Raw genomic sequence first — 22812 nt, forward strand, 5'->3', positions numbered from 1 at the left:
ATGTGTCGGGTACAGCAATTTTTCGTTCCATAGGGCGGCCGTGGATCGTCGCGGCCACCAAGTCGACGATTGCAGCGATGGCCGCGTGGTGGTTGGCCGATCGCGTCATCGGTAGTCCGCAGAGCTTCCTCGCGCCGTACACCGCGCTGTTCATGATCGGTGTGACCGTGCGTGCGAGTGGGACTGCGGCCCTTCGTCAAGTCGCCGTCGTCACCGTCGGCGTCGCGATTGCAGCCATAGCGGGCAGCGTAGCGCCGGTGGTGCCGGCTCTGGCTGCGGCGGTTGCCGTCGGGACGGTCGTCGGCAGAATGAAAGTGTTTGCGCCGGATGGTATGTGGGTGGCCATCACCGCGCTCCTGGTGCTGCTGTACGGAACTGCGACCGACGAGGTGATGGTGCTCTACCGCATCGGTGACGTCGCGCTCGGTGCCGTGGTCGGGCTTGCTGTCAACGCCGTCGTGGTGCCCCCCGAATTCCTCTCCGAGGCACGTGACCTCATCGTCGTACGATCCAGAGGCCAGGCCGAGCTGCTGCGTAACCTGGCCCGCGCGGTGCGGGACGGGACTCAGGCGCATCGGGAACGTCGGACCGAGCTGTGGGAGTTGTTCAAAGCCTCCGGTGTCACGGCGGCGCTCGATCGGGGCAGAGACAGCTTGCGGGGCAATGTGCGACGCCGTGCGTGGAGCCGAGTCGGCGGCGATCGTATCTATCGGCCCGCGGCGAGCACACTCGACCGAACGCTGATTTCGCTGGCAGCCGTGGTTGTCGGAGTGGAAGGGCTGTCCAGCAGGTCCGAGGACTCGAGTGACGGACTGCGAGACGATGTCGCGGACCTACTCGACACCGTCGCCGACGCGTTGGACGAACTGGGCCACGACCCCGCGCGTCACCACAGTCCTTACTCGCGCATGCTCGGCAAACACCTGCCGGAAGCCATGCGATTGAGCGAAGTTGTGCACGAGGGACTTTCCGAGGCAGGCGCCGACGCGGCCGCAATATCCACCATCGTCGTCGCCGTGGACGCCATCGACGCCACGCTGTATCGACTCGGTGAGCAGTGAGGGGGCTACTTGTTGCGGTGCCGAGCACGTTGTCTACTGAACGGTATGCGTACGGAGGTAGCCATCATCGGCGCAGGCCCGGCCGGTCTGCTCTTGTCTCACTTGCTCGCCGAGCAGGGCGTCGAGTCCGTTATCGTCGAGACGCGGAGCCAGGAATACGTGCTCTCGCGTATCCGCGCCGGAATTCTCGAGCACTCGACGGTTCAGCTGCTCGACGACATCGGCCTCGGCGCTCGCTTGCACGCCGAAGGGCAGGAACATCGGGGCATCTATCTTCAGTGGCCGGAGGAGCGTCACCACATCGACTTCACCGATCTCGTGGGCCGTAGCGTCTGGGTGTACGGCCAGACCGAGGTGACGAAAGATCTGGTCGCGGCCCGCGAAGCAGCGGGTCAGCAGATCTACTACGAGATGTCCGACACTGCACTGCACGACATCGAATCCGACTCTCCCTACGTCACGTTCACCGATGCTTCCGGCGCGGAGGTGCGCGTCGACGCCGCAGTGATCGCCGGATGCGACGGGTCGTTCGGCCCGAGTAGGGCGACGATGCCGGGCCGGGTTCGGCAGACCTGGGAACGGACGTATCCGTACTCGTGGCTCGGCGTCCTGGCCGACGTCGCCCCGTCGACCGACGAACTGATCTACGCCTGGCACCAGGACGGATTTGCGATGCACTCGATGCGCTCGGACACCGTCAGCCGGTTGTACCTGCAGGTTCCCAATGGAACCGATGTGAACACCTGGTCCGACGATCGGATATGGGATTCGTTGGCCGCCAGGCTCGGCCACGGCCAGAACGGGTGGGAGCTGACGCCGGGCCCGATCACGGAGAAGAGCGTGCTGCCGATGCGCAGCTACGTTCAGACCCCGATGCGGCACGGCAACCTCTTCCTCGCCGGCGATGCGGCGCACATCGTCCCACCGACCGGTGCCAAAGGCCTCAACCTTGCCGTCGCCGACGTCGCACTGCTCGCACCGGCCCTCGTGGCACTGGTGCGTAGGAACAACGAAGAGGCAGCAGCGGAGTACAGCGACAACGCTTTACGCAGAGTCTGGCGCTGCACCCACTTTTCGTGGTGGATGACGACGATGCTGCACACCAGCGCAGATCCGTTCGACGCTCAACTTCAGCTGTCCCAGCTGCGCTGGGTGGCGTCGAGCGAAGCAGGCGCCACCGGCCTGGCGGAGAACTACGCCGGACTGCCCATCGGGTTCTGACGAAGACGTCGACTCGAGTTTCGGCGGTTTCGGCGTAGCTCCGCGGTGAGCACAACACTCAGTTTGTTGTACGGGACTTGCTGAGTCCGAGAGTAACGAGGAGCACCAGCACTGCGAGGTACGCGAAGTACCATGTACCTAGCCCTTGACTGCTGAACCAGGTGAGCAGGAACGGTGCTGTTCCGCCGAAGATCGCAGTTGCCAGGTTGTACGGAGCCCCGACTCCCATGGCCCTCATTCTGCTCGGAAACTGCTCGGTCATGACAGCGGCGAGCACGGAAAACATACACGCCGTCAACGTCAGCAGCGCGATGTCGACGACGAGGCTTTGCCACCAGACGGTCGTCAGTCCGAGGCTCAGCGGAACGATGGCAACGGCGCCGCCGATCGAGAACACGAGGCCGAATACCCTGCGGCCGTAGCGATCGGACATGTGACCGAAAAGCGGTAGCAGCAGCATGAAGACGACAAGAGAGACGGTGTGGACACCGAAGGTCGTGTCGGCCGCGAGACCTACCGATTTGATCAGGTGCGTGGGCATGTAAGAGACGAAAGTGTAGAAGGCCGTCGCAGATCCGGACATCAACAAGATGACGCGGATGGTCTCGCGGGGGTAATCCGACAGCAGTGCGCGTAGGCCGGACCTCGGCGGTGTGGTGCCGTCGCGGACCTCGCTAACCTCGAGGGTTTCTTCCATGGACGAACGAATCCAGAGGCCGACGAGACCTGCAGCGCCGCCGATGAGGAACGGAATACGCCAACCCCACTCGCTCAGTGCTTCCGCGGAGAGGACCTCGGCGAGAACGAACCCGAGCAGCGTGGCGAGAACGATTCCGGCGACGACCGTCGTGTACCACATGCTGGTGAAAAGGCCTCGACGGTGAGGAGGTGCGATTTCGTAGAGGTACGCCATAGCGCCGCCGGATTCACCACCTGCCGCGAACCCTTGGGTCATGCGAGCTGCTACGAGGAGGATCGGCGCGAAGACTCCGATCGTTTCGTAGGTCGGCGATATGCCGATGATGAACGTGGGCACAGCCATGAGGACGATCGTGAACGTCAACGCTCGCTTGCGTCCGTGCTTGTCCGCATAGCTCCCGATCAGCCACCCGCCTAGCGGTCGGACGAAGAAGCCGACGGCAAAGACCGCGAAGGTGGACAGTAGTGCGGCCGTCGGATCGCTCGACGGGAAGAACAAGGGGGAGAAGTACACAGCGAACGTTGCGTAGATGGTGAGGTCGAACCACTCCACCACGTTTCCCACGGCGGCGGCAGCTAGAGGGCGCACGCGGGTGCGCGGCGGCGCCCCAGTCGTGGGTCGTTGAACTGTCATGGATAAGCCCTTCGGTACGATTGACGAGCGAAAAGTACCGTGACTGTAGCCACATTTTCCCGGTACCGATACGAGGTACGGAAAATCTCTCGAAAGTACCTATCGGCATACGTCGTCTCGAAACTCGTCGCGGCGGGTGAGGACCGACGAGTGAAATCGGTTGACCATCAACGTACGTCGACGGTTCGATGCAGGTTGCGAAGCTAGCGCGCCCTGCCCTGGTCGTGCGATGAGTCGTTACGGAGGAGGCCGTGGAGTAGAAGGTCGGCGAGTTCGGAAAAGGCATCTGCGGCCGATAGCCCGGTCCGTTCGAGAAGGACTCCCGACTGAACGGCGTCTATCGCCAGGGCCACGAGTTGTGCGGCGAACGTTGCATCGGTCGCGCGAAATCGTCGTGATTCGACGCCCTCGTCGATCATTTCCTGTACGCGGGCTGCGGCGCGGTCGGTGTTACGCGCGTAGATTTCAGCTGTGGGCCGGTAGGCCACCATGTCAGCGTAGAAAGCCCGTGAATTGCGCCGCATCGCCTTGGCGACGCCCGCAAGGTATGTGGTGATGCGCAACCGAGGGTCCGGTTCCTCGGCCACTGCCGCTTCGATGCCCTCGGCCTCGGTCGCGAAGAAGTGCTTGGTCGCGGCGATGACCAGCTGTTCTTTGGTCGAAGCGACGCTGTACAGGGTGGCTTTGGAGCATCGGAGACGTTTCGTCAGATCGTCGACTGTGACCGACGTGAATCCCTCGGCAAGGAAGATGTCCTCGATGCTTGCCAGCAGTTCCTCGCGCCTTGACGTGTCGACGTGACGCCGTCTCGGCGTGTTGATCGATGCGCGGTCTGCAGCCGCTCCTGCTCGTGGCATTCCTCGAGTGTTTCACAGGCAGTCCGCACTGCCTGCGTTCCATGAGTACGAGGTCGTTACGCAAACTACTGCCGGTACGTTGTTGGGTACTGTCTAAACATTGATAGTACCCAACCAAGGAGTGTCCATGGACGCCGTCGATGCTCGCGTCAGCGAGATACTTGCCACCTACAACGCCGAACGGGCGGATGTGGGATGGCTGCTGTGCGACCGTCATCCTCGCGATCGCCGAGCGTTGACTGTCGTCGAAGAAAACTGCAGCGCAGTCGAATTCACTTACGGAGACCTTGCCGATCGGTCTACGAGGTTCGCCGCAGTCCTCAGCGAGCACGGAGTCGGCCCGGGCGACCGAGTGGCGACGGTGATGGGCAAGAGCATAGACCTCGTGTCGGTCGTGCTCGGAATCTGGCGCGTAGGGGCGGTCTACGTACCGTTGTTCACCGCCTTTGCGAAAGAGGCTATTTCGTCGCGTCTGACAGAAGCGTCGGCCGTCCTCGTCGTCGCTGACGTCGATCAAATCGGGAAGGTTCCGGATGGTCCCTGGCTGACGGTCGTTGCAGGCGGGCACGGACCGGAAGGATTGGAGGCGCGGATGCGCGCCGCTCATGCCGCGTCGTCAGCGAGTGTGTCGGTGGGAGGCGACGGTCCGCTGGTTCATATGTTCACGTCGGGAACGACTGGAACCCCGAAAGGGGTGGTGCACCCGGTGTCCTACATCGCAGGATGGCACTCCTACCTGGAGTTTGCCCTAGGCGTCGACGACGGGGGCGTGTTCTGGTCCGGTGCCGATCCAGGATGGGCATACGGGCTGTACACCGCCCTTGTTGCTCCGCTCGCCGCTGGGGTGCCGACCATTCTGCTGCGCGGAGGTTTCAGCGCAGAGACGACGTGGACGGTCCTGTCCGATCTCGAGGTCACTGATTTCGCGGCCGCCCCGACCGTGTTTCGAGGGCTGAGAGCATCGAATGCACCTGTCCCGAAGAATCTTTCGCTGAAGCGGCTGTCCAGCGCGGGTGAACCTTTGACTCCCGAAGTGAACGAGTGGACACGCGGTCTCCTGGGTTTGACGGTTCACGATCATTACGGGCAGACGGAACTCGGGATGCCGATCGGGTATCCACATCATCCACTCCTGGAGCAGCCTGTCGCTGCGGGCGCGATGGGTGTGGCGTTGCCGGGTTGGAGCGTGACCGTTCTCGACAGAAACGACGATGTCCCCGTTGCCACCGGGGAAATGGGGAGGCTGGCGATCGTGGTAGCCGACAGCAGTTTCATGACTTTCCAGTCGTACGCCGGGGGTGTCTCGACGGATCGATTCTGCAGTGACGGGCAGTACTTCGTCACGGGAGACACCGCATCTCTCGATGAAGCCGGTGTCGTTCGTTTCTCTTCCCGTGACGACGACGTCATCATCATGGCCGGCTATCGAATCGGGCCGTTCGACATCGAATCGGTTCTGCTGAGGCATCCCAGCGTGATCGAAGCTGCGGTGATCGCTGCCCCGGATGACGTGCGGGGGGAGGTTGTCGAAGCGTTCATCGTCCTGTCGCCTGGCGTACCCGCATCGGACGATCTGGCCGACGAACTCAAGCGTTGGGTGAAGACCAACTATGCCGCTCATGCCTACCCGCGGCGTATTCACTTCTCGGAACTACTTCCCAAGACGCCGAGCGGAAAGATACAGCGAAACGAACTGCGCCGTCGCCGCAGCGAAACGAACGTGTCGCAATGAGCGACAACACGGATCCCGTCATCGTTGTCCAGTCCGGACCGGTTCGGACACTGACGCTCAATCGACCGGAATGTCGGAACGCCCTGAACGATTTGTTGGTCGACGCGCTGGACTCGGCATTGTCGGCCGCCGAGAGCGACCCCCACACGAGATGCATCGTCGTTGCAGGGAACGGAAAGAGCTTCTGCGCTGGGGCAGATCTGCAGTTCTTTCTCGGTCTCCACGCCGAACACGGAACCCCGATTGCTTTCTTGCGCCGAGTCTCTGCACTCGTCACTCGCCTCGAGACCAGCCCGCTTCCGGTGGTCGCAGCAGTACACGGACACGCGGTCGCAGGCGGGCTCGAACTGGCGTTGGGGTGCGATGTGGTGGTCGCGGCGGAATCGGCGCTGATCGGTGACGGACACGTCAAGAACAATCTGCTACCTGCCGGTGGTTCCAGTGTGCGTCTCGCGCGCAAGGTCGGGGACTCTTTAGCGAGATGGCTCTCGCTCACCGGTTCGCTGGTGCCGGCGTCGCGACTGGCCGAGGCCGGATGGATTCACGAGGTCGTACCCGACGACAGGCTGGGCGAAGCGGCCCTCGCCGTTGCCGGCGAGCTGGTGTCGGCTGCTGGGCCTGCGCAGTCGTCGTTCAAGTCTCTGCTGTTCGACTTGACCACGATGGACTCTCGCAGAGGGCTGGAAAAGGAGTTGGACGACTTCGACGCTCACTGGAAGTCGAACGACGTACCTGCGGACTTGACGGCATTCCTCGAACGTAAAGCTTTGTCCAACAGAAATATTCGACCGAATACAGGTGAAATGTGAACCGTTTCGAAAATCAGGTGGTTTTAGTGACGGGCGGTGCGCAAGGGCTCGGCGCAGCCATGGCGCGCCGCTTTGCTTCCGAGGGGGCGATCGTGGCAATCGGCGATGTGAACGACGTCGCGGCTGCCGCGCTTGCAGGCGCGCTGGAGGACGACTTCGGACATCGTTGCGTCAGTCGTCGCGTCGATGTGACCGATTCTGCCGATGTGACCGCATGGGTTGATTCCGTTGCCGGCGAGTTCGGACGACTCGATGTACTGGTCAACAACGCTGGAACAATCCGGGACAACCGGATCGAGGACATCGACGACGCCGATTGGCATTCCGTGGTCGACGCGTCCCTGACAGGGGCGTTCTACTGCACGCGGGCTGTGATCCCGTTCATGCGTGCTGGCGGATACGGCCGTATCCTGTCGTTCTCGTCCATGAGCTGGCGAGGCAACTTCGGTCAGGCCAATTACGTGGCTGCCAAAGCCGGCATTGTCGGTCTGACTCGAACGATCGCGTTGGAGTCCGCGAGGCAGGGCATCACCGCGAACGCCATTGCCCCCGGTCTCATCGAAACCCCGATGTTGGCCTCGATGAACGGACCTGCCCGCGAGAAGCTCGTTTCCAAGGTGCCGCAGCGTCGTACAGGCCGGCCGGAGGACATCGCCGAGGCCGCAGCGTACCTGTGTTCTCCCGCTGCGGGATACGTCAGCGGCATCGTTCTCGACGTCGACGGCGGCCTCGGGATCGGGTCCTCCATCCGTTGACTGTCTTCGCTCCGCGAAGGAGGACTCGTCGTCAAAGCGGCAGTGCGAGAATCCGCTGCGTTTGAAGTCGGCGTCACCGTCTGCTTCGGTCGGGTCGACTTCGAGCCGGGGGATTGCCTGTACTCCGACGTGGACGGGATAGCGTTCGTTGCTCAGCAGTGACGGGCCATGGGCAGCTCACAGCGGTAAGGATCGGTCGAATACGACGTTCTTCATGACAAGCGTAGACACCAGCCTTTGTACCCCAGGTAACGTCGCGAGACTGTGATCGTAGAGCTGCTGGAATGCAGCTCTGTCGCGAGCGATGACTCGCATCAGGTAGTCGGGATCACCGAACAATCGCTGCACTTGAAGGATGTTGGGGACCTCGGCCACTGCATCCTCGAACGCGGCGATGGTCGATCGGTCGGCCGTGTGCATGCTGACGAAAATCAAGGCCTCGAACGTCAGTCCCAACGCCTCGGCGTCGAGCAACGCGCGATAGCTACTGATCGCTCCGGATGCCTCCAACGCTTTCACTCGGCGATGACACGGCGACACGCTGAGGCTTACTCGATCGGCCAGATCGGTCACCGACAATCGTCCGTCCTGCTGCAGCTCCGCAAGAATCTTCTTGTCGATGCGATCCATGGGGTCGAATCTACCAATCTGAAACCCCGATGCGGGAAAATCTAGGCAAAATTGCTTGCAGGTCCTGCCTACTCTTGCGGAAGTGCCGCGTTCGCAGCACAGATCGGAGTTCGAGTAGATGGCACTGGGAAGCATCGCGGCGTTCTGGGCGGTGTCCGCGCTGTTCGTCCTCACACCAGGTGCGGACTGGGCCTACGCAATCTCTGCGGGCCTCCGGCAAAGATCGGTCCTACCTGCGGTCGGCGGGATGTTGACAGGCCACCTCATCGCGACCGTGGTCGTCGCGGCCGGCGTAGCGGCCCTGGTCGCCGAATCTCCGAACGTCATGACAGGGCTGACGGCCGTCGGCGCGCTCTATCTGGCGTGGCTCGGTGTCGGTGCAGTGCGCAATCCCCCTGCCCCGCAGGCGGATGTAGACACGGCATCGACGTCCGGCGTGCGACAGGCGTTGACAGGATTGGGCGTCAGTGTGCTCAATCCGAAAGTCTTTCTCCTGTTCTTGGCGCTGTTGCCTCAGTTCACCTCCCGCGCTGCAGGTCTTCCGGTTTCGGTTCAGATCGTCGTTCTCGGGCTGGTCCACATCGCCAGTTGCGCCGTGGTCTATGCCTGCGTTGCCCTCGGTGCACGACGGGTACTGAGCGCGAGGCCGCAGGCCGCTCGTGTCGTAACCCGAATGTCCGGTGTCGCGATGATCGGCATCGGAGCAGTTCTGCTCATCGAGCAAATTCGGTGAGTGTCCAACCAAGTCGAGTCGAAAGAGATTCTTGGGGCCCTGGATCCACGGTCGACGTTCACCCTCCCGGTATTTGAGGAGGACACCACCATCGCAGGTCCTGCCACCCTCCACGTCAACGCTTCGACGACCGCACCCGACACCTACTTCGTCAGCAAGCTCGCAGTCGTCACACCCGACGGCAAAGTCATACCCGTCGAGGCAGGTTGCCTGCGTGCTCAACTCAGGGACGGGCTCGAGCGCGCCGTGCCGGTAACTCCAGATGAACCACACGACTACACGATCGAGCTCGGGCAGACATACTGGCGCTTCAAGGCCGGTGAACAACTACGCGTCACGCGCAGCAGCGGAGATGCACCGAAAATCAGCTCCACAGCTCCGGCTGGAATCGTGACGATCAACCACGGATCAGGAACATTCGTCGACCCGACCGTATTGCCTCCGCAGTAGCTACCCTTGATACACAGAACAGCGCGCCGTCTCGGACGCTCTCGATCCGAGACAATTACTTGCCGCCGTGACCCGGTTCACCGAGAACGATGTTCCAGTCGGTTCAGTAGATCCAGCAATGCAGGCATCGAGTGCGACTGGCGTAGCCCGTCTTCCGCGCACTCGCGCAGAATGCGGATATCCTGCTCACGCACTTTGCCGCCGTGATGGAACTTGTTGAACGCCTGCAGTTCGAGTGGCTTCATATCCTGCTCCATCTTGCGATGTATACGCGATGTCACTCGTGGACCCATTGTCAGTGAAGCCAGTTTTCCGAACCAGCCGTTGCTCGGCGTGCGAAGGATCTCGCGTTGTGCATCGACTGCGAGTTGCCAAAGTTCGGGGTGTGTGGCGATCAGGTCTTCGAAACTGGGCCATCCAGCGAGCTCCGACACAGCGTAGAGCGGGAACGCCGCGTTGCCGACGACGTCGACAATGCGGCGATCGATGGTTACGCAGCGAGATACTCCACTGCGGCTGTACAATTCGGCGAACTCCTTCACGGCGGCGGGCCCGCTCTTGGCGATTCGATACCCAACTCGACTCGGCGGGTGCTTGATGCAGATGTCCACCGATTCGGGCGGGAGTGCAGCCGGTTGACCCGTCAAGATCCCAGCCCGCGCTTGGTGTGCGAGAGTCCCGAGGAATCCGCGCAGAAGGCGATCCTGGGGGACATCCAGCGTCTGGGCGTAGAAGTCCCGAAGTCCCAGCCCCATCCCGTTCATCAGCACGGGTGTTTCTGTGTCGCGGATGAGCCGGCCGACCTGCTGCAGGGTCTTAGTACCTTCCGGTGAGCGACTCGAAGCACCGTCGAGAGTGACGATGACGAACCGAAAATCGTGTTCTCGCAGAAATCTGGCATTGTCGGCGACGTTGAATGCAGAGAAGATGTCGACTGCTTCCGTGTCGTAGTCGTAGATGCGCTGAGGTCGATCGAAGGCAGCGATCCGTCCGGCGCGCACCAAGAACGTCACGTGCGCGCCGCTCAAGGTGAGGTGGTAACCCAGGGACACACCCACCGCTCCCGCGCCGACTATCAGGACTTCAGGGCCACCACCTGTCGACGACATGGGCAGAGGGGACGTTGCTCTGGCGGGCTTGTCAGTCATGGGAGCTTTCTGTTCGGTGCGCGCTCTCGCAGGTTTGGGCTACAGATGTAGGTAATCGTACATATGTCGGAACGGTAGTGTTCCGGTCATGCCGAACGACGAGGTTCAGGAGCAGGCGAAAGTTGATCGCAGAACTGTGCGCACACGTAGTGCGCTCCGGGAAGCGCTCCTCGACCTGGTGCGAACGCGCGATCTGGGGGGAATCACGGTGGCAGATGTCACCGACAGAGCCAATGTGAGCCGGCCGACGTTCTATGACCATTACCGTGGCACCAGTGAACTCGCCGCCGATGCCTCGGCGGCGATGATCGAGCAGCTGGTACGGAGGTTGCCCTCACTGCGACCAGGCTCGCCGAACGCGGTGGCACTCGCACCTCGATCATTGGAGTTGTTCTTCGACGATCTGCGCGAGCATCAGCGTCTGTATCGGAGCTTGTTGGGCCCAACCGGGAGCACGCTCGTTGTTACCGACTTGCGACGCAGGATCGCTCACGCAGTGAAAGATGCGACCGATTCCGCTACCGGCAACAAGGCATCCACTACGTCGAGGTGCACAGGATTTGCACTCAACGCAACGTTCACCGGCGGGGCACTGGCGGCGGTCGCAGCGGACTGGGTTTGCGAAGGCTGCCCATCCTCGAGTGCAGAAATGGCCGCCCAGGTATGGCCGATTCTCGCTGCGCAGTACGGGATCGAGATGGGCTGAGAAGTCCACTCTGGAGCGTTAGCAGGGCCTCTCATGCGCACAGCACTCGGCTCATCTTCGGATAGCAAGTCCGAATCGCTGTAGGCGGTAGTACTCGTACAGTGGCGCGGCATACATGGTTACCGATTCGCCGGCGCTGCCCAAGCCTGTGCAGCAGCCGGGACCGCCGATCCTCATGGGTGGGCGCGGTAAGAAACGTAACCCTGAGCTCGCGGCGAGGTTCGCCTCCGAAGTCAATCTGTGCTGCGGGTACACCGAACGAAGTCGTCGACACGATCGGGCGTTACGCAGAGCTCGGTGTCACCCGCATCTATTTGCAGATGCTGGACCTGACCGACATCGACCACCTCGAACTTGTTGCCTCGAAGGTGGTGTCGCAGTTCGCCCGGTCGTGACACCCAGGTCAGATTGTGTTCGCGTTCGCGGGATCAGCCGTCATCTCGATCATCGTCGGTTCAGTCGTCACTGCGCTGCCGCAGACCTACACCGGGAACGTCTGTGCCTACCTGCCCGAGCTCGTCAGATTCTCCCGCGGGACACGACGTCCGAGCGAAGAGCGATGAGCGCGGCCGCTCTGGCGCCGAGGAGTGACGCGTCGTCGCCCACGCGTGGCCGTTCGAGCGGGACCGATCGGGTCGACTGCTCCACGTGTTGCTGTATCGCTTCGAAGAGCGGAGATGCGGCGCCCCAGGGTCCGGCGACGACCACGAATCCGGGGTCGCAGAACGCGATTGCGCTGCTGAGTACATCGCAGACGGCATTCGCGAGCACACCCAGAGTGTCCGCCGGGTTGCGTGCGTACCCGAGTACCGCGCCGACGTCGATGGCCGTGGAGTTCGGATGCCGAAGGCCTAGTTGCTCGAACACGGTGATGAACGGTGTTGCGCGTCCGTCGGCTCCGGTGGTGCTCACGTGCGCGACCTCTCCCGCGAGTCCGCTGTGCCCTCGACGGACCTCGCCGTCGGTCACTATGGCACACCCGAGCCCCTCGCCGAGGTACAGGTATACGAAGTTACTGCCGTCCGAGCCGTCGTGCCGACGGGAGTCGCGCTCCGCGCGAGCCGCCCAGTTGGTGTCGTTGTCGACGTAGACCGCACCGCCGACGAACGGTTCGAGTACGAGCTTCGGGGACAGAGTGCCGACCAGAAATGGCGCGTCCGGTAGCTGTACCAGTGATCCGCTGGCGCGGTCGACGGGATCGGCGGCCGACACCATCGCGAGTCGGACGGTCGACGGGCCGATGTCGATAGTGGCGGTTTGCGCAGAGTTCACGAGACTTCGGGCGGCGGACGCCTCCGATGCGGACCGGTCGATCGGCTCGAACCCGCGAGCGATCACTGTTCCGGTCGTGTCGATAGTTTCGGCGACGACGCCGTCCGGGGCGACGCTCACCACCAGAGCGACCCCGATTCTCTCGCTCAGCGCGTAGTAGGTGCCCACTCCACCCCGACCATTGGTGCGCTGACCGGTGTCGACGACGAGACCGGCCTCGACCAGTCGGCGGACGGAGTCGGCTGTGGTCGGTTTGGACAGACCTGTGGCGACAGCCAACTCGGCTCGCGTCGAACGGGGCGTGACCATCAGCGCACGCAGCACTGCTTCGTCGGACGGTGTCCGGATCGAACGCGCGGGGAGCGAGGGCATGAGGTCATCCTAGAAGATTCAGTAAAGGCCATTGCCTCAATCGGCTTCAGCCTCTAACGTAGATCAGTAAGAGAGGTTTACTGAATGGAGTGATCATGACGAATGCAGCCACGTTCTCACCGTCGTCTTTACCGCATTGGGAGAACACACCCGATGATCTGCCGATGGCTATCCGTGAGATCAAGCGTGCGCTTCGCGCTCGAATCGGGGCGTCCGGGCGCACGGTCGACGAGGTCTTCGCCGTTATCGAGGAGCGCGTCCGCGCGCAGGTCGAGGATATTCGCGATGCGAAGAGTCGCGGCGAATCTGTCTGGCCCGTAATCGATTACGCAGACATTGCGTCAGGTGACGTCACCCCCGAGCAGATCGAGAAGCTCCGCCGGCGGGGTTGTCTGGTGGTGCGTGGCCATTTCGAGCGTGAACAGGCCTTGACCTGGGATCGAGAGATCGTCGACTACGTCGAGTCCAACAACTTCTTCGAGGAGTACCGCGGCCCGGGTGACGACTTCTTCGGCAGTGTCGGGTCCAAGCCCGAAATCTTCCCCGTCTACTGGTCTGACGCACAGATGCAAGCCCGTCAGAGCAAGCGAATGGCTGACGTCCAGACCTTTCTGAACAGCCAGTGGAAGAGCGAGTCCGATGGCGTCCAATGGTTCGACCCGACCCGCGACTCGCTCTACCCCGACCGTATCCGTCGGCGTCCGGAAGGCGCGGACTCCACGGGCCTGGGAACACATCTCGACCCCGGCACCCTCGATCTGTGGATGACCAGCGCCTACCAGCAGGCGTTCCGGCACCTCTTCGACGGATCCGTCGAAGAATACGACCCCTGGGACGCGGCCCACCGCACCTCCGGACCGCAGTATCCCGGTTCGACCATGTGCTCGGCATTCCGGACGTTTCAGGGCTGGACCGCATTGTCCGACATGGACCACGACCAGGGAGTGCTTCACACCGTGCCCATTCCCGAGGCGATGGGCTACCTTATGTTGCGGCCGCTGCTCGACGACGTCGCCGAAGACGACATGTGCAGCGTTACCGTCAACCAAGTGTTCCCGGCAAGTGAGAAATGGCATTCGCTACTGCTCGAAGCATTGTCGGGTATTCCCGACATCGAAGCGGGGGACTCGGTCTGGTGGCACGCGGACATGATTCACTCGGTCGCGCCGGTGACGAACCAGAAGGGTTGGGGCAACGTCATGTACATTCCGGCAGCTCCATGGTGCCCGCGTAACGAGGTCTACTCGGAAACCGTACGGGAGGCGTTTCTGTCGGGGTCCAGCCCGTCCGACTTCCCGGACGAGAACTACGAACGTAACTGGCCGAACAGGTTTCAGCCGTCGGATCTCAATGCTGTCGGCCGACATGGGCTGGGCTTGAGCTGAAAGCCGATGCGGCGAGTCTGGCCGCATTCGGATTCGTTTCGCGCACAGTAGTGCACGTCCGTCAAGAATTCTGCGCCCGATCGGACGGGCGCGGACTGCTGTGGCATCTCGCTGTGGTTCACACGTCGATCACGTTTGATCGAAACTGCTGTGCGGCACGGGGTGCTGCGGCACGTCACTGCCGCGAAGGGCGGCCCGTGGTGGCCGGTCGCAAGGTCATCGGATTCACCAATGGTTGGGAGAGGGCGTCGGTCTCAACGATGGCGTGCCGTTCTGTTGGAGAATGAGCTCGTTCGCCTCAACGGCGACTACCGCAGGGCCCGGCCTCGGCGTCGTACGTCGTTCGTGACGGCATCTTGATCACCGGTCAGAACCGAACCCGTCCGCTGCAGCAGCCGTCGAGCTCATCGGCTTGCGCGAAGCCTCCTAGGCCGGACGACTGTGGACTACGCCGTGCACACTGAAATTCGCACTCGCTCGCTTCCACGCCACCGAAAGAACGGGGCGTCGGGGTCGATCGCATAACCCTGGTTGACCGCCTCGACCCCGTGGCGCCAAGGTGATGTCGCAGTTCACAATTGATAGGAGGTCGTCAACGGTCAGGTGCCTCGCTGGCTCAGGAACGTGCTCGTTGGAGTCCTCTCGGCGGCCACCGGGGGTGCTACGATCTCGACTTCGTTGTGCTGTCGTCGACGAGCCGCAATGCCATTCGAGGGCACAGCCGTACAGCGTCACGCGCGCTGGCTCGGTGGTTGCTGTCGATCGCCGGTTCCGGCTCTCCCGCCAACGAGATCGGGTACCCCCATTCGTCCCGGGAGAGGAGCCCGGGGAGCAATTCGGTGCACAGACCTCGACCGTCACACCTCGTCCAGTCGATATGCAGGCGCAAATTGGCATGCGCAATTTCGGTGTTCATCGGAAATCGACTTTTGTCGTGGTGTCCGCCTCGGACGCTTCGCACGTTCCCGATCCGTGTAACCGAATGTCGCCGGCGAACGCCGTCAAGGCCGAACGGACGAGTCGGGCTGTGCCGTCCGGGTGGTGGCACGCGCCTCTGCCGTCGACGAGGTTCGCGTAGCGGTGGACGAGTTCGACAGCGCCGGCGCCGGCTCGGCCCCGAGCAACGTCGGTTATGGCTACGGCAAGACGGGGTAGTCCGTTGAGGCACGGACCACATTGTCCCGCGCTTTCGTCGGCGAGGAATCGCACGGCGCGGGCGGTCGATTCCAGCCCGCACTCGGACGTCCCCAGCACGTGCACTACTCCCGCACCGGGGCTGGCACCCAGCGGTGCCAGTGCACTGTGGGAAAGCCCGAGGTTCGGTAGTTCCGCTCCGCGGAGCCAGGTTCCGTGGAAGCCGCCCATGAGCACGGCACGCGTCCGCTCCAGTCGAGCGCCCGCGTAATCGATCAACAATCTGTCGAGCGAGATGCCGACGGGGACGTCGGCCACCCCCGGCCGGGAGACCGCACCCGAGAGAGTGACGAGCATGGTCCCGGGTTCGTCCGGTGCGCCGGTGGAGCGGAACCAGCTGGCTCCGTACCGCGCGATCGTCGCGATATGGGCGAGTGTCTCGACGTTGTGGATCAGCGTCGGCCGTCCTCGCACGCCCGAGATCGACACGCTCGCGCGCTGATCTCGTGGCAGGGCGAGCTTTCCCTCGACAGCCGACAAGACGGCGGTCTTCTCGCCCGAGACGAAGTGCCCGGATGACTCGACCACAGTGACCTCGATGGGGTCCCACTGGGTCGCGCGTCGATCGTCGACGATTCGACGTAGCCAAGTCGCAAGATGTGAGGGCACGTAGAGGTACGCCTCGTTCGAGCCCAGTTGCGCTGCGGCCGTTGCCAGCCCGTCGAGTACCAGGTGTGGCGAATTTGTAAGCAACACTTCGTCCTTGCTGCTCAGTGGTTCCCCTTCGGCCCCGTTGGCGACTACCACCGGCCGCCGTCCTCGGGTGTTCGCAAGTTTCGTACCGGCCGGGAATCCTGCGCCGCCACGGCCGAGAAGGCCGGAGTCGACGATACTTCGGATGACGGTGGGGTCGTCGTGACGGAGTCGTCCGTACACGGTGTGGTGGCGGGTCAGGTCTGCCCCCGCGCCGGAGAGAATCCTTATGTACTGCTGGGATGTGGAGGGGGACGTCGTTACGGTTGTCATGCTGTTGCGCTTTCTCGTGTTCGGTGGTGTTCGACGAAGTCGTGACGGAGCCGGAATGTCACGGCTGTGACAACGAGGGCACTGCAGAGTGCGACGACGGACAGAAACCAGCCGTGCCCGGCATCGGTGCCGTTGCCGAGCGAGTGTGCGAGTGCGATCGGCCAAAGCGCGTACGAGGTCCAATGAACCGCGCGGAAGGTCTTGTACCCGACTCGGTGGCGGAAGATGCCCGTGACGATGATCGCGATCAACAGGTCCGCTGCCAGAGTGCCCAGCCCCAGCCAGAACGGGCGATAGTTGCCCAGGAACGGGATCACGTAGTCGACGAGGCGCAATTGCGCGTAGGGGTCGAATAACAACGACACGATGTGGACCGTGATGAGGGCGGTGCCGAAAAGCGCGGTGTTCTTGTGCAATTCGACGACTCCGAAGCGAGGCAACGACAGCAGGGGTCGTCCGGACCGAGCGAGAATTCCGGATGCTACGGAGAGAGTCAAGACGACGAGCGCGGCGGTTCCCATTCCGCGACCGAATGCCCAGAACGCTTGATCCATCACGCCGCCTTCGAGTCGTCGGGCCACTGCCTGGTTTGAGTCACGAAACCGTCGGCCGACACGAGTCGAGCGGGTAGGCCGACACGTTCCAACCACGGAAGCGCCCCGGACCCTTTGACGATGCATGCCGTGCTCACCGTATTGGCCTGCACACAGCTGTCCGCCACGACGGTGACGGTGCGCCAGTACGGATCGACCGGCCACCCGATCTCAGGGTCCAGAGTGTGGTGCAGAGTGCGACCGGCGTGAGCCCACCGCCTCCTCACGGTGCTGGACGTCGCCACCCCCGTCCCGGAACCCACGGACACAACCGTCGATGGTTCGTTGTCACCGTCGCAGACCTGGATGTGCCACCCGCCGTCAGGAGTGTGTCCACGGGTGGCGACGTCGCCACCGAGCGAGACGAGGACTCCGCACCCGAGCGTGGCAGAGACGAGATCGGCGCACCGATCCGCCGCGACGGCTTTGGCAGTGGCTCCGAGATCGAGGACTACTCCCTCAGGAACAGTGATCAATCCGTCGTCGAACGTCACCATCGTCCAGTCGGCGCGACGCGTCATCACCGCCGATGCAATCGCCGACGATATCGGCGCCCGGCCGTTGCCCAGTTCGGAGAAGTCACGGTCGTAGCCCCGAGCGATCAGCGCCGATCCCACCGTCGGATCGACTGCTCCATCGGTGAGTTCGGCGGCGCGCAGTGCGGCGGCCACGAACTCGGTCAGCATGGGACTCAGCGCTGTAGGCCGCCCCTTGGACGTCGCCAACTGCGACAGTTCGGAATCTTTACGAAAACGGCTGCAGGCCAGCTCGATCGAGGTCAATTCCGTTCGGACGAGGGACTCCGCAAGGTCTGTCGAGCGCGAGTCGGTGACGATCAGGTGGGCGGTCGTGCTCCATACGTCCCAGCTGGACTCACCTAATTCCAGGGTCGTCATGAGCCGTGGGTGGTGGTGTGCGACGACGTGCCACCCGATGACACCGACGGTGCGGACCCGAACCGCGGCGTCGCAGTATCCGTGCCGGCGGATGTCGAGGAGTCGGGTGCCGAGACAGTCGAGGTGGTCGTGGTCTCCCCGGCGGTATCGTGCGTGTCGAGGTAGGCCATCGAAGTGGCGCCGACCACGGTCGCCGCGCCGAGAGCGACCACCGCTGCTGTGGCATAACGGGTTCGGCGAAAACCCGATTCGGGTGTAGGCATAAGGGTTCCTTTCGGACGCAGGCAACTGATTCGATCGGTGCGCGTGTATTCGAGCTTGACTCCGAATTCTGTGTGCCTGCTGCGAGCACACTGTGATGGTGCTGGGGGTCCGGAGTCGTCGTTCGTCATGACCTCCAGCGTCGAGAATTCCGGGTCTGTCAGTCGAACAGGAGTCGAGCCCAGCTGCACCATGTGACACGGGCTCGATCGCGCTGTCAGCGGACGTCGAACACTTCACGAATTACAACGGCGTCGGCACCATCCCGTGATGGAAGGACGAGCTCACGAAGCTGCACAATCACGACGACTGTGCCAGGCGCCCGCGACCACCCGGGTACCGACATCGATCCGCCGGGACGGGTCACTGCCGTGGTCCACTGCCTCGATGACGATGCGCTCTCGGTCTCGCCGTCAGGGGGCGGACATCGAGACCGGAAGCGCAGACTGATCGCTATCCGGGTCGAGAACCGGTACCGGTGTATCAGAAGCCCATGCCGCCACCGGGTGGGGTGCCACCTGCGGGTGCGCCGCCCATTCCTGTCGCTGCTTGTTGGGTCGCGCTGTTGGCGTAGTCGTTGGTGGGGTCTCGGTAAATGGTGTGTACGTGTCCCCAGCCCGAGGTGGTGACGCCGGTGACGTCGGCGCCGGCGGATCCTTGCTGGGCGGCGAATTCGACGTATACGTCGGGTCCGGAGATCTGGAAGTAGATTCCGTCGCCCTGGGTCATGTCGTATGTGGTTGCGCCGGACCAGTTCACATAGGTGGAGTCGAGGGTTGCTTCGATTTTCGCGCGGGCGGTAGCTGTTGTCTGGTCGTCGGCCATTCCGGACCAGTTGGCGATGACGTCGAGGAGTAGTTGTTTCTGCTCGTCGTTCAGATCGGCGCCGGAAAGTCCTGTACCGGTGGGGTAGTCGCAGGTCCCACCGGGTGCGCAGACCATGTTCGCCACGGTCTCACCCTGGTAGAGGGCGGCCTTCTGCTCGTCGGTGAGGCTGTCGTAGAACGCGAACGCGTCGGTGTAGATGCCGTCGAACGGCTGCACATCGTTACCGTTGGTGTCGGTGTATTCGGCGGGCTGGATGCCGAGATGTGTCGGGGCGAAGGTGATGGCATCGGCGGAGCCGTCGAGGGTGGCGTTGATGCCGAGGTGGTGACCACCGAACTGGACCTCCCACGCGCTGGTGTCGGACGGGTCGCCGAAGAACGCGATGTAGTACTGCCCCAACGACTCCTCGGTGGAGCTGCTGTTCTCGTGTAGGTATTCGTCGCCGCCCATGATGCCGCTGACGGTGGCGTAAGCGTCGTCGTTCAACAAGCCTTCGAGAACGGCGAGGGCCGCAGTCTTCTGTTCCTCGGTGAGGTCGGAGAGGTTCAGCCCGGCGCGGTCGACGAACGTGACCGGGAAATTGGACCACGACGTGGTCTTGGTGTCGTCGTCGAAAGAGTATTGGACCGCGTCGAGTTGTTCGGCGGTCAGCGTGGCCAGGAAGGTCTCGGCGGCGTCGGCGGTGGCCGAGATGGTTCCGGCGGTTGTCGTCGCATCGGTGGTCGTACTGCCGGGCGACGAGGCAGTCGAGGACGAGGTCTCGTCGCTCTGTGAGGCGGAGGTACTTGCAGTGGTGGTCGCGGTTGTGGTGTCTGCGGCGCAGCCGCTGAGGGTGAGACCGCCTACGAGCAGGGCGGAGGCGATGGCCAGACGGGCCCGCTGGCGGCGGGAGGTGGGCGATTGGCTGTGTATGTCGATCGTCATGGGGTGAACGGTATGGCTCGATCCTGCAAGGTCCCTGTGAGCCCGCTGTGCAGTTGCGGTGGGGCAGACCATGGTCGTCTTGTGGGCATCAACACGACCCGAACGTGTCACCGAGTTCGTCCCCGGAGCGGCGCTGGTCCCGTCGTGCTCGCGTGGCGGCTGGTTCTTGACACAGGTCGGACTTCTATGAGATCTCGCACACCGGAAGCGCCGAGATCGGTGCGGTAATCGCTGCACCGCACCGGGAACCCACCCCAGCGCACACCGCGCCGCTCTGTCGCCAAACCGCCTCGACGAGATGTGGAACCTGCACCGGCCGTCGTCGGCCCGGATCCTGCGACACTGGAACTCGATTCCGGGTACTACTGCGCTGGCGTCCCGGGCATGGCCGACGACGTCGAGGACCCGCATCGAGGCACTGCTGCAGCGCACCCTCGACCTGCTCGGCGACGCCCCCACACTCTGATGAATCCGGCGGAGGAGGCGCTGAAGTTCTACCACTCCGTCTCTGGCGGAAGACATCTTTCGAGCTTTGGCGGAAAAGATCATTCGAGCGCCGTACGGCGATGTCGAGGCGGACCAGTCCGTGGCTCGGCGACATCCACGGATGCTCGGCGCAAATCCATCGCCGACGCTGCGGGCTTCTGCACCGAAGGGCATCGGGCCGACGTTGCCTGACGGGCAGTGCGGGCTGGTGTTCGGTCCTGGGCTGGCCCGCGGATAGATGTAGGTGTTGCGCACCATCGAACAGCAGAGGCGGGTGGCATGCACGCCCCGGACGGTAAAGCTGCCGCGCCGGACTGGCAACCCGCATAGATTCGAGCGGCGCTGACTTACCGGTCCAGCGCTCGGGTTAGCGAGAGGTTGGTCGCCGAAGCCACGCGGCTCGCAGGCGGCTACATCGAAGCGCCGATTGCCGCTGCTGCCGCAGTCCCCCGCGCCAGGCGGTGCTATCCACCTGTTGGTGTCGCATACTCTCGAACTCGATCGTCCGCGGATGGTTGCCGTGACTGCAGAGGCCATCACTCGTGTTGTGTTCTGAAAGTGGAGTATGCGTTGTTGGCGCCGCTCCCACCCGTCCGGCGCGATTGAACTGGTGGGAGCGACGCCAGACAGGGTCTTCAGTCGAAAGCCGGCTCTCGCGAGTTCGCGGGCGAACCGACATCGGATGATTCGATGTTGCGGTCATTTGTCTCGGGCATATAGGCGCAGCACGCCAAACTGAGTACGCCATAGATCGCGAGCATCCAACCGATGGCGGAACTGCCGCTGATCTCGATCAGTTTGGTCGCGGCGATCGGAGCGACTCCGCCACCGATCACCGCAAACGTAGAAGAAATTGCTCTCCACACTCGCAGATGTGGATTAGTCTTTCATTCGGTATGGACCGAAATGGTGGTTCCCGGCCAGTTCGGCTGGCGGCGGCGGATATCCTCAGTCACAGCGGCAGCGATCTGTCCACCACGACGTTCTTCATGGCCAACGTCGAGACGAGTCGCTGAACCCCGGGCAGCGTGGCCAGGCTTTGGTCGTACAGCCGCTGAAATGCCGATCGGTCGTGCGTGATGACACGCATGAGGTAGTCGGGGTCACCGAACAGTCGTTGCACTTGAAGAACGTTGGGAACCTCGGACACTGCGACCTCGAACGCGGTGATGGTGCCTCGGTCGGCAGTGTGCATGCTGACGAAGATGAGAGCCTCGAATGTGAGGCCCAACACCTCGGCATCGAGTAATGCCCGATATCGGCTGATAGCGCCCGAGGACTCCAATGCTTTGACTCGCCTGTGACAGGGCGAGACGCTCGAGCTGACACGGTCGGCGAGTTCCGTGACGGTCAGTCTCCCGTCCTGTTGTAACTCCGCAAGAATCTTCTTGTCGACTGCGTTTATAGAGGAGAATTTACCAACTGGGGCCCTCGTTCTTGATCAACATGATCAAAAGCGCCCACCCCATGGGAATAGCATTCTGATCCATGGACGCAACGACTCTCAGCCACGTGTATCTCGACCTGACCACCCCACACATCGCTGACGCATGTATGCGTCTCGGCGTTGATGTTCGGTGTGCACCGACGTCCGTCCGGCCGTTGTGGAACAACATTCATCTTGCGGGGCGTGCACGACCTGTGGCCCATCATGGAAGCGTCGATGTGTTTCTCGAGGCCATCGATCACGCAGAGAAGGGCGAGGTATTGGTGGTGGACAACGGCGGCCGCGAAGACGAGGCGTGCGTCGGTGACCTGATCGCACTGGAGACTGCCAGTGCGGGACTAGCAGGTATCGTGATCTGGGGACTACATAGAGATACTGTGCAACTCAAAGCCATTCACCTACCGGTCTTCAGTGGAGGGTCTCTGCCGAACGGCCCCGACCGCGGACGAGCCGACGGTGAACTGCTTGTGGAGCAAGTCCGGTGTGGTGACCACATCGTGACCAGAGACGATTACGTTGTGGCAGACGACGACGGCGTCGTGTTCGTGCCGATGAGGGACGCTCCTTCCGTCGCAGATCTCGCGACCGTCATTCGCGATACGGAACGAACGCAGGCCGCGAAAATGATTACCGGTACGACGTTTCGCACCCAGTCTCAGTTCGATGACTACCGGGCGGCCCGTGAGTCGGACTCCTCGGTCACCTTCAGAGACCACCTCCGCTCGATCGGAAGAGCTATCGAGGAGTAACCCG

General features: G+C 62.8%; 23 protein-coding genes and 2 pseudogenes. 12 read left to right on the forward strand and 13 right to left on the reverse strand.

Going from position 1 to position 22812, the window contains the following annotated elements:
• Positions 1 to 2 precede the first annotated feature (2 nt).
• A complete protein-coding gene (locus tag BH95_RS10100) occupies positions 3 to 1061 on the forward strand; it encodes an FUSC family protein (RefSeq protein ID WP_244164882.1) in 1059 nt (352 codons plus the stop codon).
• Between the two features lie 45 nt (positions 1062 to 1106).
• Positions 1107 to 2282, forward strand: coding sequence for a 4-hydroxybenzoate 3-monooxygenase (locus tag BH95_RS10105; protein WP_037181786.1), 1176 nt, complete (start codon positions 1107 to 1109; stop codon positions 2280 to 2282).
• A gap of 58 nt (positions 2283 to 2340) precedes the next feature.
• Here BH95_RS10105 and BH95_RS10110 read toward each other — a convergent pair whose 3' ends face one another.
• Both BH95_RS10110 and BH95_RS10115 read right to left on the reverse strand, forming a co-directional pair.
• Complete coding sequence (locus BH95_RS10110; protein WP_037181789.1) at positions 2341 to 3615, reverse strand: MFS transporter; 1275 nt, start codon at positions 3613 to 3615, stop codon at positions 2341 to 2343.
• 203 nt (positions 3616 to 3818) lie between these two features.
• Positions 3819 to 4472, reverse strand: a complete 654-nt coding sequence (locus BH95_RS10115; protein ID WP_037157944.1) for a TetR/AcrR family transcriptional regulator — start codon at positions 4470 to 4472, stop codon at positions 3819 to 3821.
• Positions 4473 to 4599: 127 nt separating this feature from the next.
• Between BH95_RS10115 and BH95_RS10120 the strand changes: the two genes are divergently transcribed.
• The 3 genes from BH95_RS10120 to BH95_RS10130 are packed head-to-tail and all read left to right on the forward strand — an operon-like array spanning position 4600 to position 7768.
• Positions 4600 to 6204 carry an AMP-binding protein gene (locus BH95_RS10120; RefSeq protein WP_037181791.1) on the forward strand — a complete coding sequence of 535 codons (1605 nt, stop codon included), beginning with the start codon at positions 4600 to 4602 and terminating at the stop codon, positions 6202 to 6204.
• Entirely contained in the window at positions 6201 to 7013 is an 813-nt protein-coding gene (locus tag BH95_RS10125; protein ID WP_037181794.1) for an enoyl-CoA hydratase/isomerase family protein, read from the forward strand. The genes BH95_RS10120 and BH95_RS10125 overlap by 4 nt, the downstream gene beginning before the upstream one ends.
• A 26-nt stretch (positions 7014 to 7039) precedes the next feature.
• Complete coding sequence (locus tag BH95_RS10130) at positions 7040 to 7768, forward strand: SDR family oxidoreductase (RefSeq protein ID WP_244164884.1); 729 nt, start codon at positions 7040 to 7042, stop codon at positions 7766 to 7768.
• A 177-nt stretch (positions 7769 to 7945) separates the two neighbouring features.
• On the opposite strand, the gene BH95_RS10135 is transcribed toward BH95_RS10130, so the two are convergent.
• Positions 7946 to 8398, reverse strand: a complete 453-nt coding sequence (locus tag BH95_RS10135; RefSeq protein WP_037113668.1) for an Lrp/AsnC family transcriptional regulator — start codon at positions 8396 to 8398, stop codon at positions 7946 to 7948.
• 118 nt (positions 8399 to 8516) lie between these two features.
• Here BH95_RS10135 and BH95_RS10140 point away from each other — a divergent pair, with 118 nt between their 5' ends.
• Complete coding sequence (locus BH95_RS10140) at positions 8517 to 9131, forward strand: LysE family translocator (RefSeq protein ID WP_037181798.1); 615 nt, start codon at positions 8517 to 8519, stop codon at positions 9129 to 9131.
• The gene (locus BH95_RS10145) at positions 9132 to 9581 is read left to right on the forward strand and encodes a CocE/NonD family hydrolase C-terminal non-catalytic domain-containing protein (RefSeq protein WP_037181801.1); all 450 of its coding nucleotides are present in this window, start codon (positions 9132 to 9134) and stop codon (positions 9579 to 9581) included. It begins immediately after the preceding gene.
• A gap of 77 nt (positions 9582 to 9658) precedes the next feature.
• Here the strand turns inward: BH95_RS10145 and BH95_RS10150 are convergent, their stop codons facing one another.
• A complete protein-coding gene (locus BH95_RS10150; RefSeq protein ID WP_052059996.1) occupies positions 9659 to 10729 on the reverse strand; it encodes a ketopantoate reductase family protein in 1071 nt (356 codons plus the stop codon).
• An 88-nt stretch (positions 10730 to 10817) separates the two neighbouring features.
• Between BH95_RS10150 and BH95_RS10155 the strand changes: the two genes are divergently transcribed.
• Complete coding sequence (locus BH95_RS10155) at positions 10818 to 11435, forward strand: TetR/AcrR family transcriptional regulator (protein WP_037157964.1); 618 nt, start codon at positions 10818 to 10820, stop codon at positions 11433 to 11435.
• Between the two features lie 91 nt (positions 11436 to 11526).
• Positions 11527 to 11830: pseudogene (locus BH95_RS29500) on the forward strand (LLM class F420-dependent oxidoreductase); the annotation flags it as partial.
• Between the two features lie 124 nt (positions 11831 to 11954).
• Here BH95_RS29500 and BH95_RS10165 read toward each other — a convergent pair.
• Positions 11955 to 13079: an ROK family transcriptional regulator gene (locus tag BH95_RS10165; protein WP_037181805.1), complete on the reverse strand. Its 1125-nt coding sequence runs from the start codon at positions 13077 to 13079 to the stop codon at positions 11955 to 11957.
• A gap of 95 nt (positions 13080 to 13174) precedes the next feature.
• Between BH95_RS10165 and BH95_RS10170 the strand changes: the two genes are divergently transcribed.
• Entirely contained in the window at positions 13175 to 14464 is a 1290-nt protein-coding gene (locus BH95_RS10170; RefSeq protein WP_037158074.1) for a DUF1479 domain-containing protein, read from the forward strand.
• Between the two features lie 661 nt (positions 14465 to 15125).
• Here BH95_RS10170 and BH95_RS10175 read toward each other — a convergent pair.
• From BH95_RS10175 to BH95_RS10200, 6 genes are all read right to left on the reverse strand, one after another.
• Complete coding sequence (locus tag BH95_RS10175) at positions 15126 to 15380, reverse strand: ferredoxin (protein WP_037113660.1); 255 nt, start codon at positions 15378 to 15380, stop codon at positions 15126 to 15128.
• On the reverse strand, positions 15377 to 16624 hold the full coding sequence (locus BH95_RS10180; RefSeq protein ID WP_037181807.1) for an NADH-ubiquinone oxidoreductase-F iron-sulfur binding region domain-containing protein: 1248 nt from the start codon (positions 16622 to 16624) through the stop codon (positions 15377 to 15379). Before BH95_RS10180 ends, BH95_RS10175 begins: the two co-directional genes overlap by 4 nt.
• Positions 16621 to 17178 (reverse strand): ferric reductase-like transmembrane domain-containing protein, encoded by a 558-nt coding sequence (locus BH95_RS10185; RefSeq protein WP_037157978.1) that lies wholly within the window; start codon positions 17176 to 17178, stop codon positions 16621 to 16623. The genes BH95_RS10180 and BH95_RS10185 overlap by 4 nt, the downstream gene beginning before the upstream one ends.
• On the reverse strand, positions 17178 to 18113 hold the full coding sequence (locus BH95_RS10190; protein WP_037181810.1) for an FAD:protein FMN transferase: 936 nt from the start codon (positions 18111 to 18113) through the stop codon (positions 17178 to 17180). The genes BH95_RS10185 and BH95_RS10190 overlap by 1 nt, the downstream gene beginning before the upstream one ends.
• Positions 18110 to 18376 carry a hypothetical protein gene (locus BH95_RS28735; protein ID WP_141216780.1) on the reverse strand — a complete coding sequence of 89 codons (267 nt, stop codon included), beginning with the start codon at positions 18374 to 18376 and terminating at the stop codon, positions 18110 to 18112. Before BH95_RS28735 ends, BH95_RS10190 begins: the two co-directional genes overlap by 4 nt.
• A gap of 481 nt (positions 18377 to 18857) precedes the next feature.
• Complete coding sequence (locus tag BH95_RS10200; protein ID WP_052059997.1) at positions 18858 to 20126, reverse strand: DUF3500 domain-containing protein; 1269 nt, start codon at positions 20124 to 20126, stop codon at positions 18858 to 18860.
• Positions 20127 to 20424: 298 nt separating this feature from the next.
• On the opposite strand from BH95_RS10200, the gene BH95_RS28740 reads away from it, so the two are divergent.
• Positions 20425 to 20592 (forward strand): hypothetical protein, encoded by a 168-nt coding sequence (locus BH95_RS28740; RefSeq protein ID WP_155291562.1) that lies wholly within the window; start codon positions 20425 to 20427, stop codon positions 20590 to 20592.
• A gap of 972 nt (positions 20593 to 21564) precedes the next feature.
• Here the strand turns inward: BH95_RS28740 and BH95_RS29505 are convergent.
• Positions 21565 to 21807, reverse strand: a complete 243-nt coding sequence (locus tag BH95_RS29505; protein WP_244164886.1) for an Lrp/AsnC ligand binding domain-containing protein — start codon at positions 21805 to 21807, stop codon at positions 21565 to 21567.
• 117 nt (positions 21808 to 21924) lie between these two features.
• Positions 21925 to 22017 (reverse strand): annotated as a pseudogene (locus tag BH95_RS29900) (AsnC family transcriptional regulator); the annotation flags it as partial.
• Positions 22018 to 22100: 83 nt separating this feature from the next.
• Between BH95_RS29900 and BH95_RS10215 the strand changes: the two are divergent.
• Positions 22101 to 22808 (forward strand): RraA family protein, encoded by a 708-nt coding sequence (locus BH95_RS10215; RefSeq protein WP_037181817.1) that lies wholly within the window; start codon positions 22101 to 22103, stop codon positions 22806 to 22808.
• Positions 22809 to 22812 lie beyond the last annotated feature (4 nt).

This window comes from Rhodococcoides fascians A44A (assembly GCF_000760735.1).
Taxonomy (GTDB): domain Bacteria; phylum Actinomycetota; class Actinomycetes; order Mycobacteriales; family Mycobacteriaceae; genus Rhodococcoides; species Rhodococcoides fascians_E.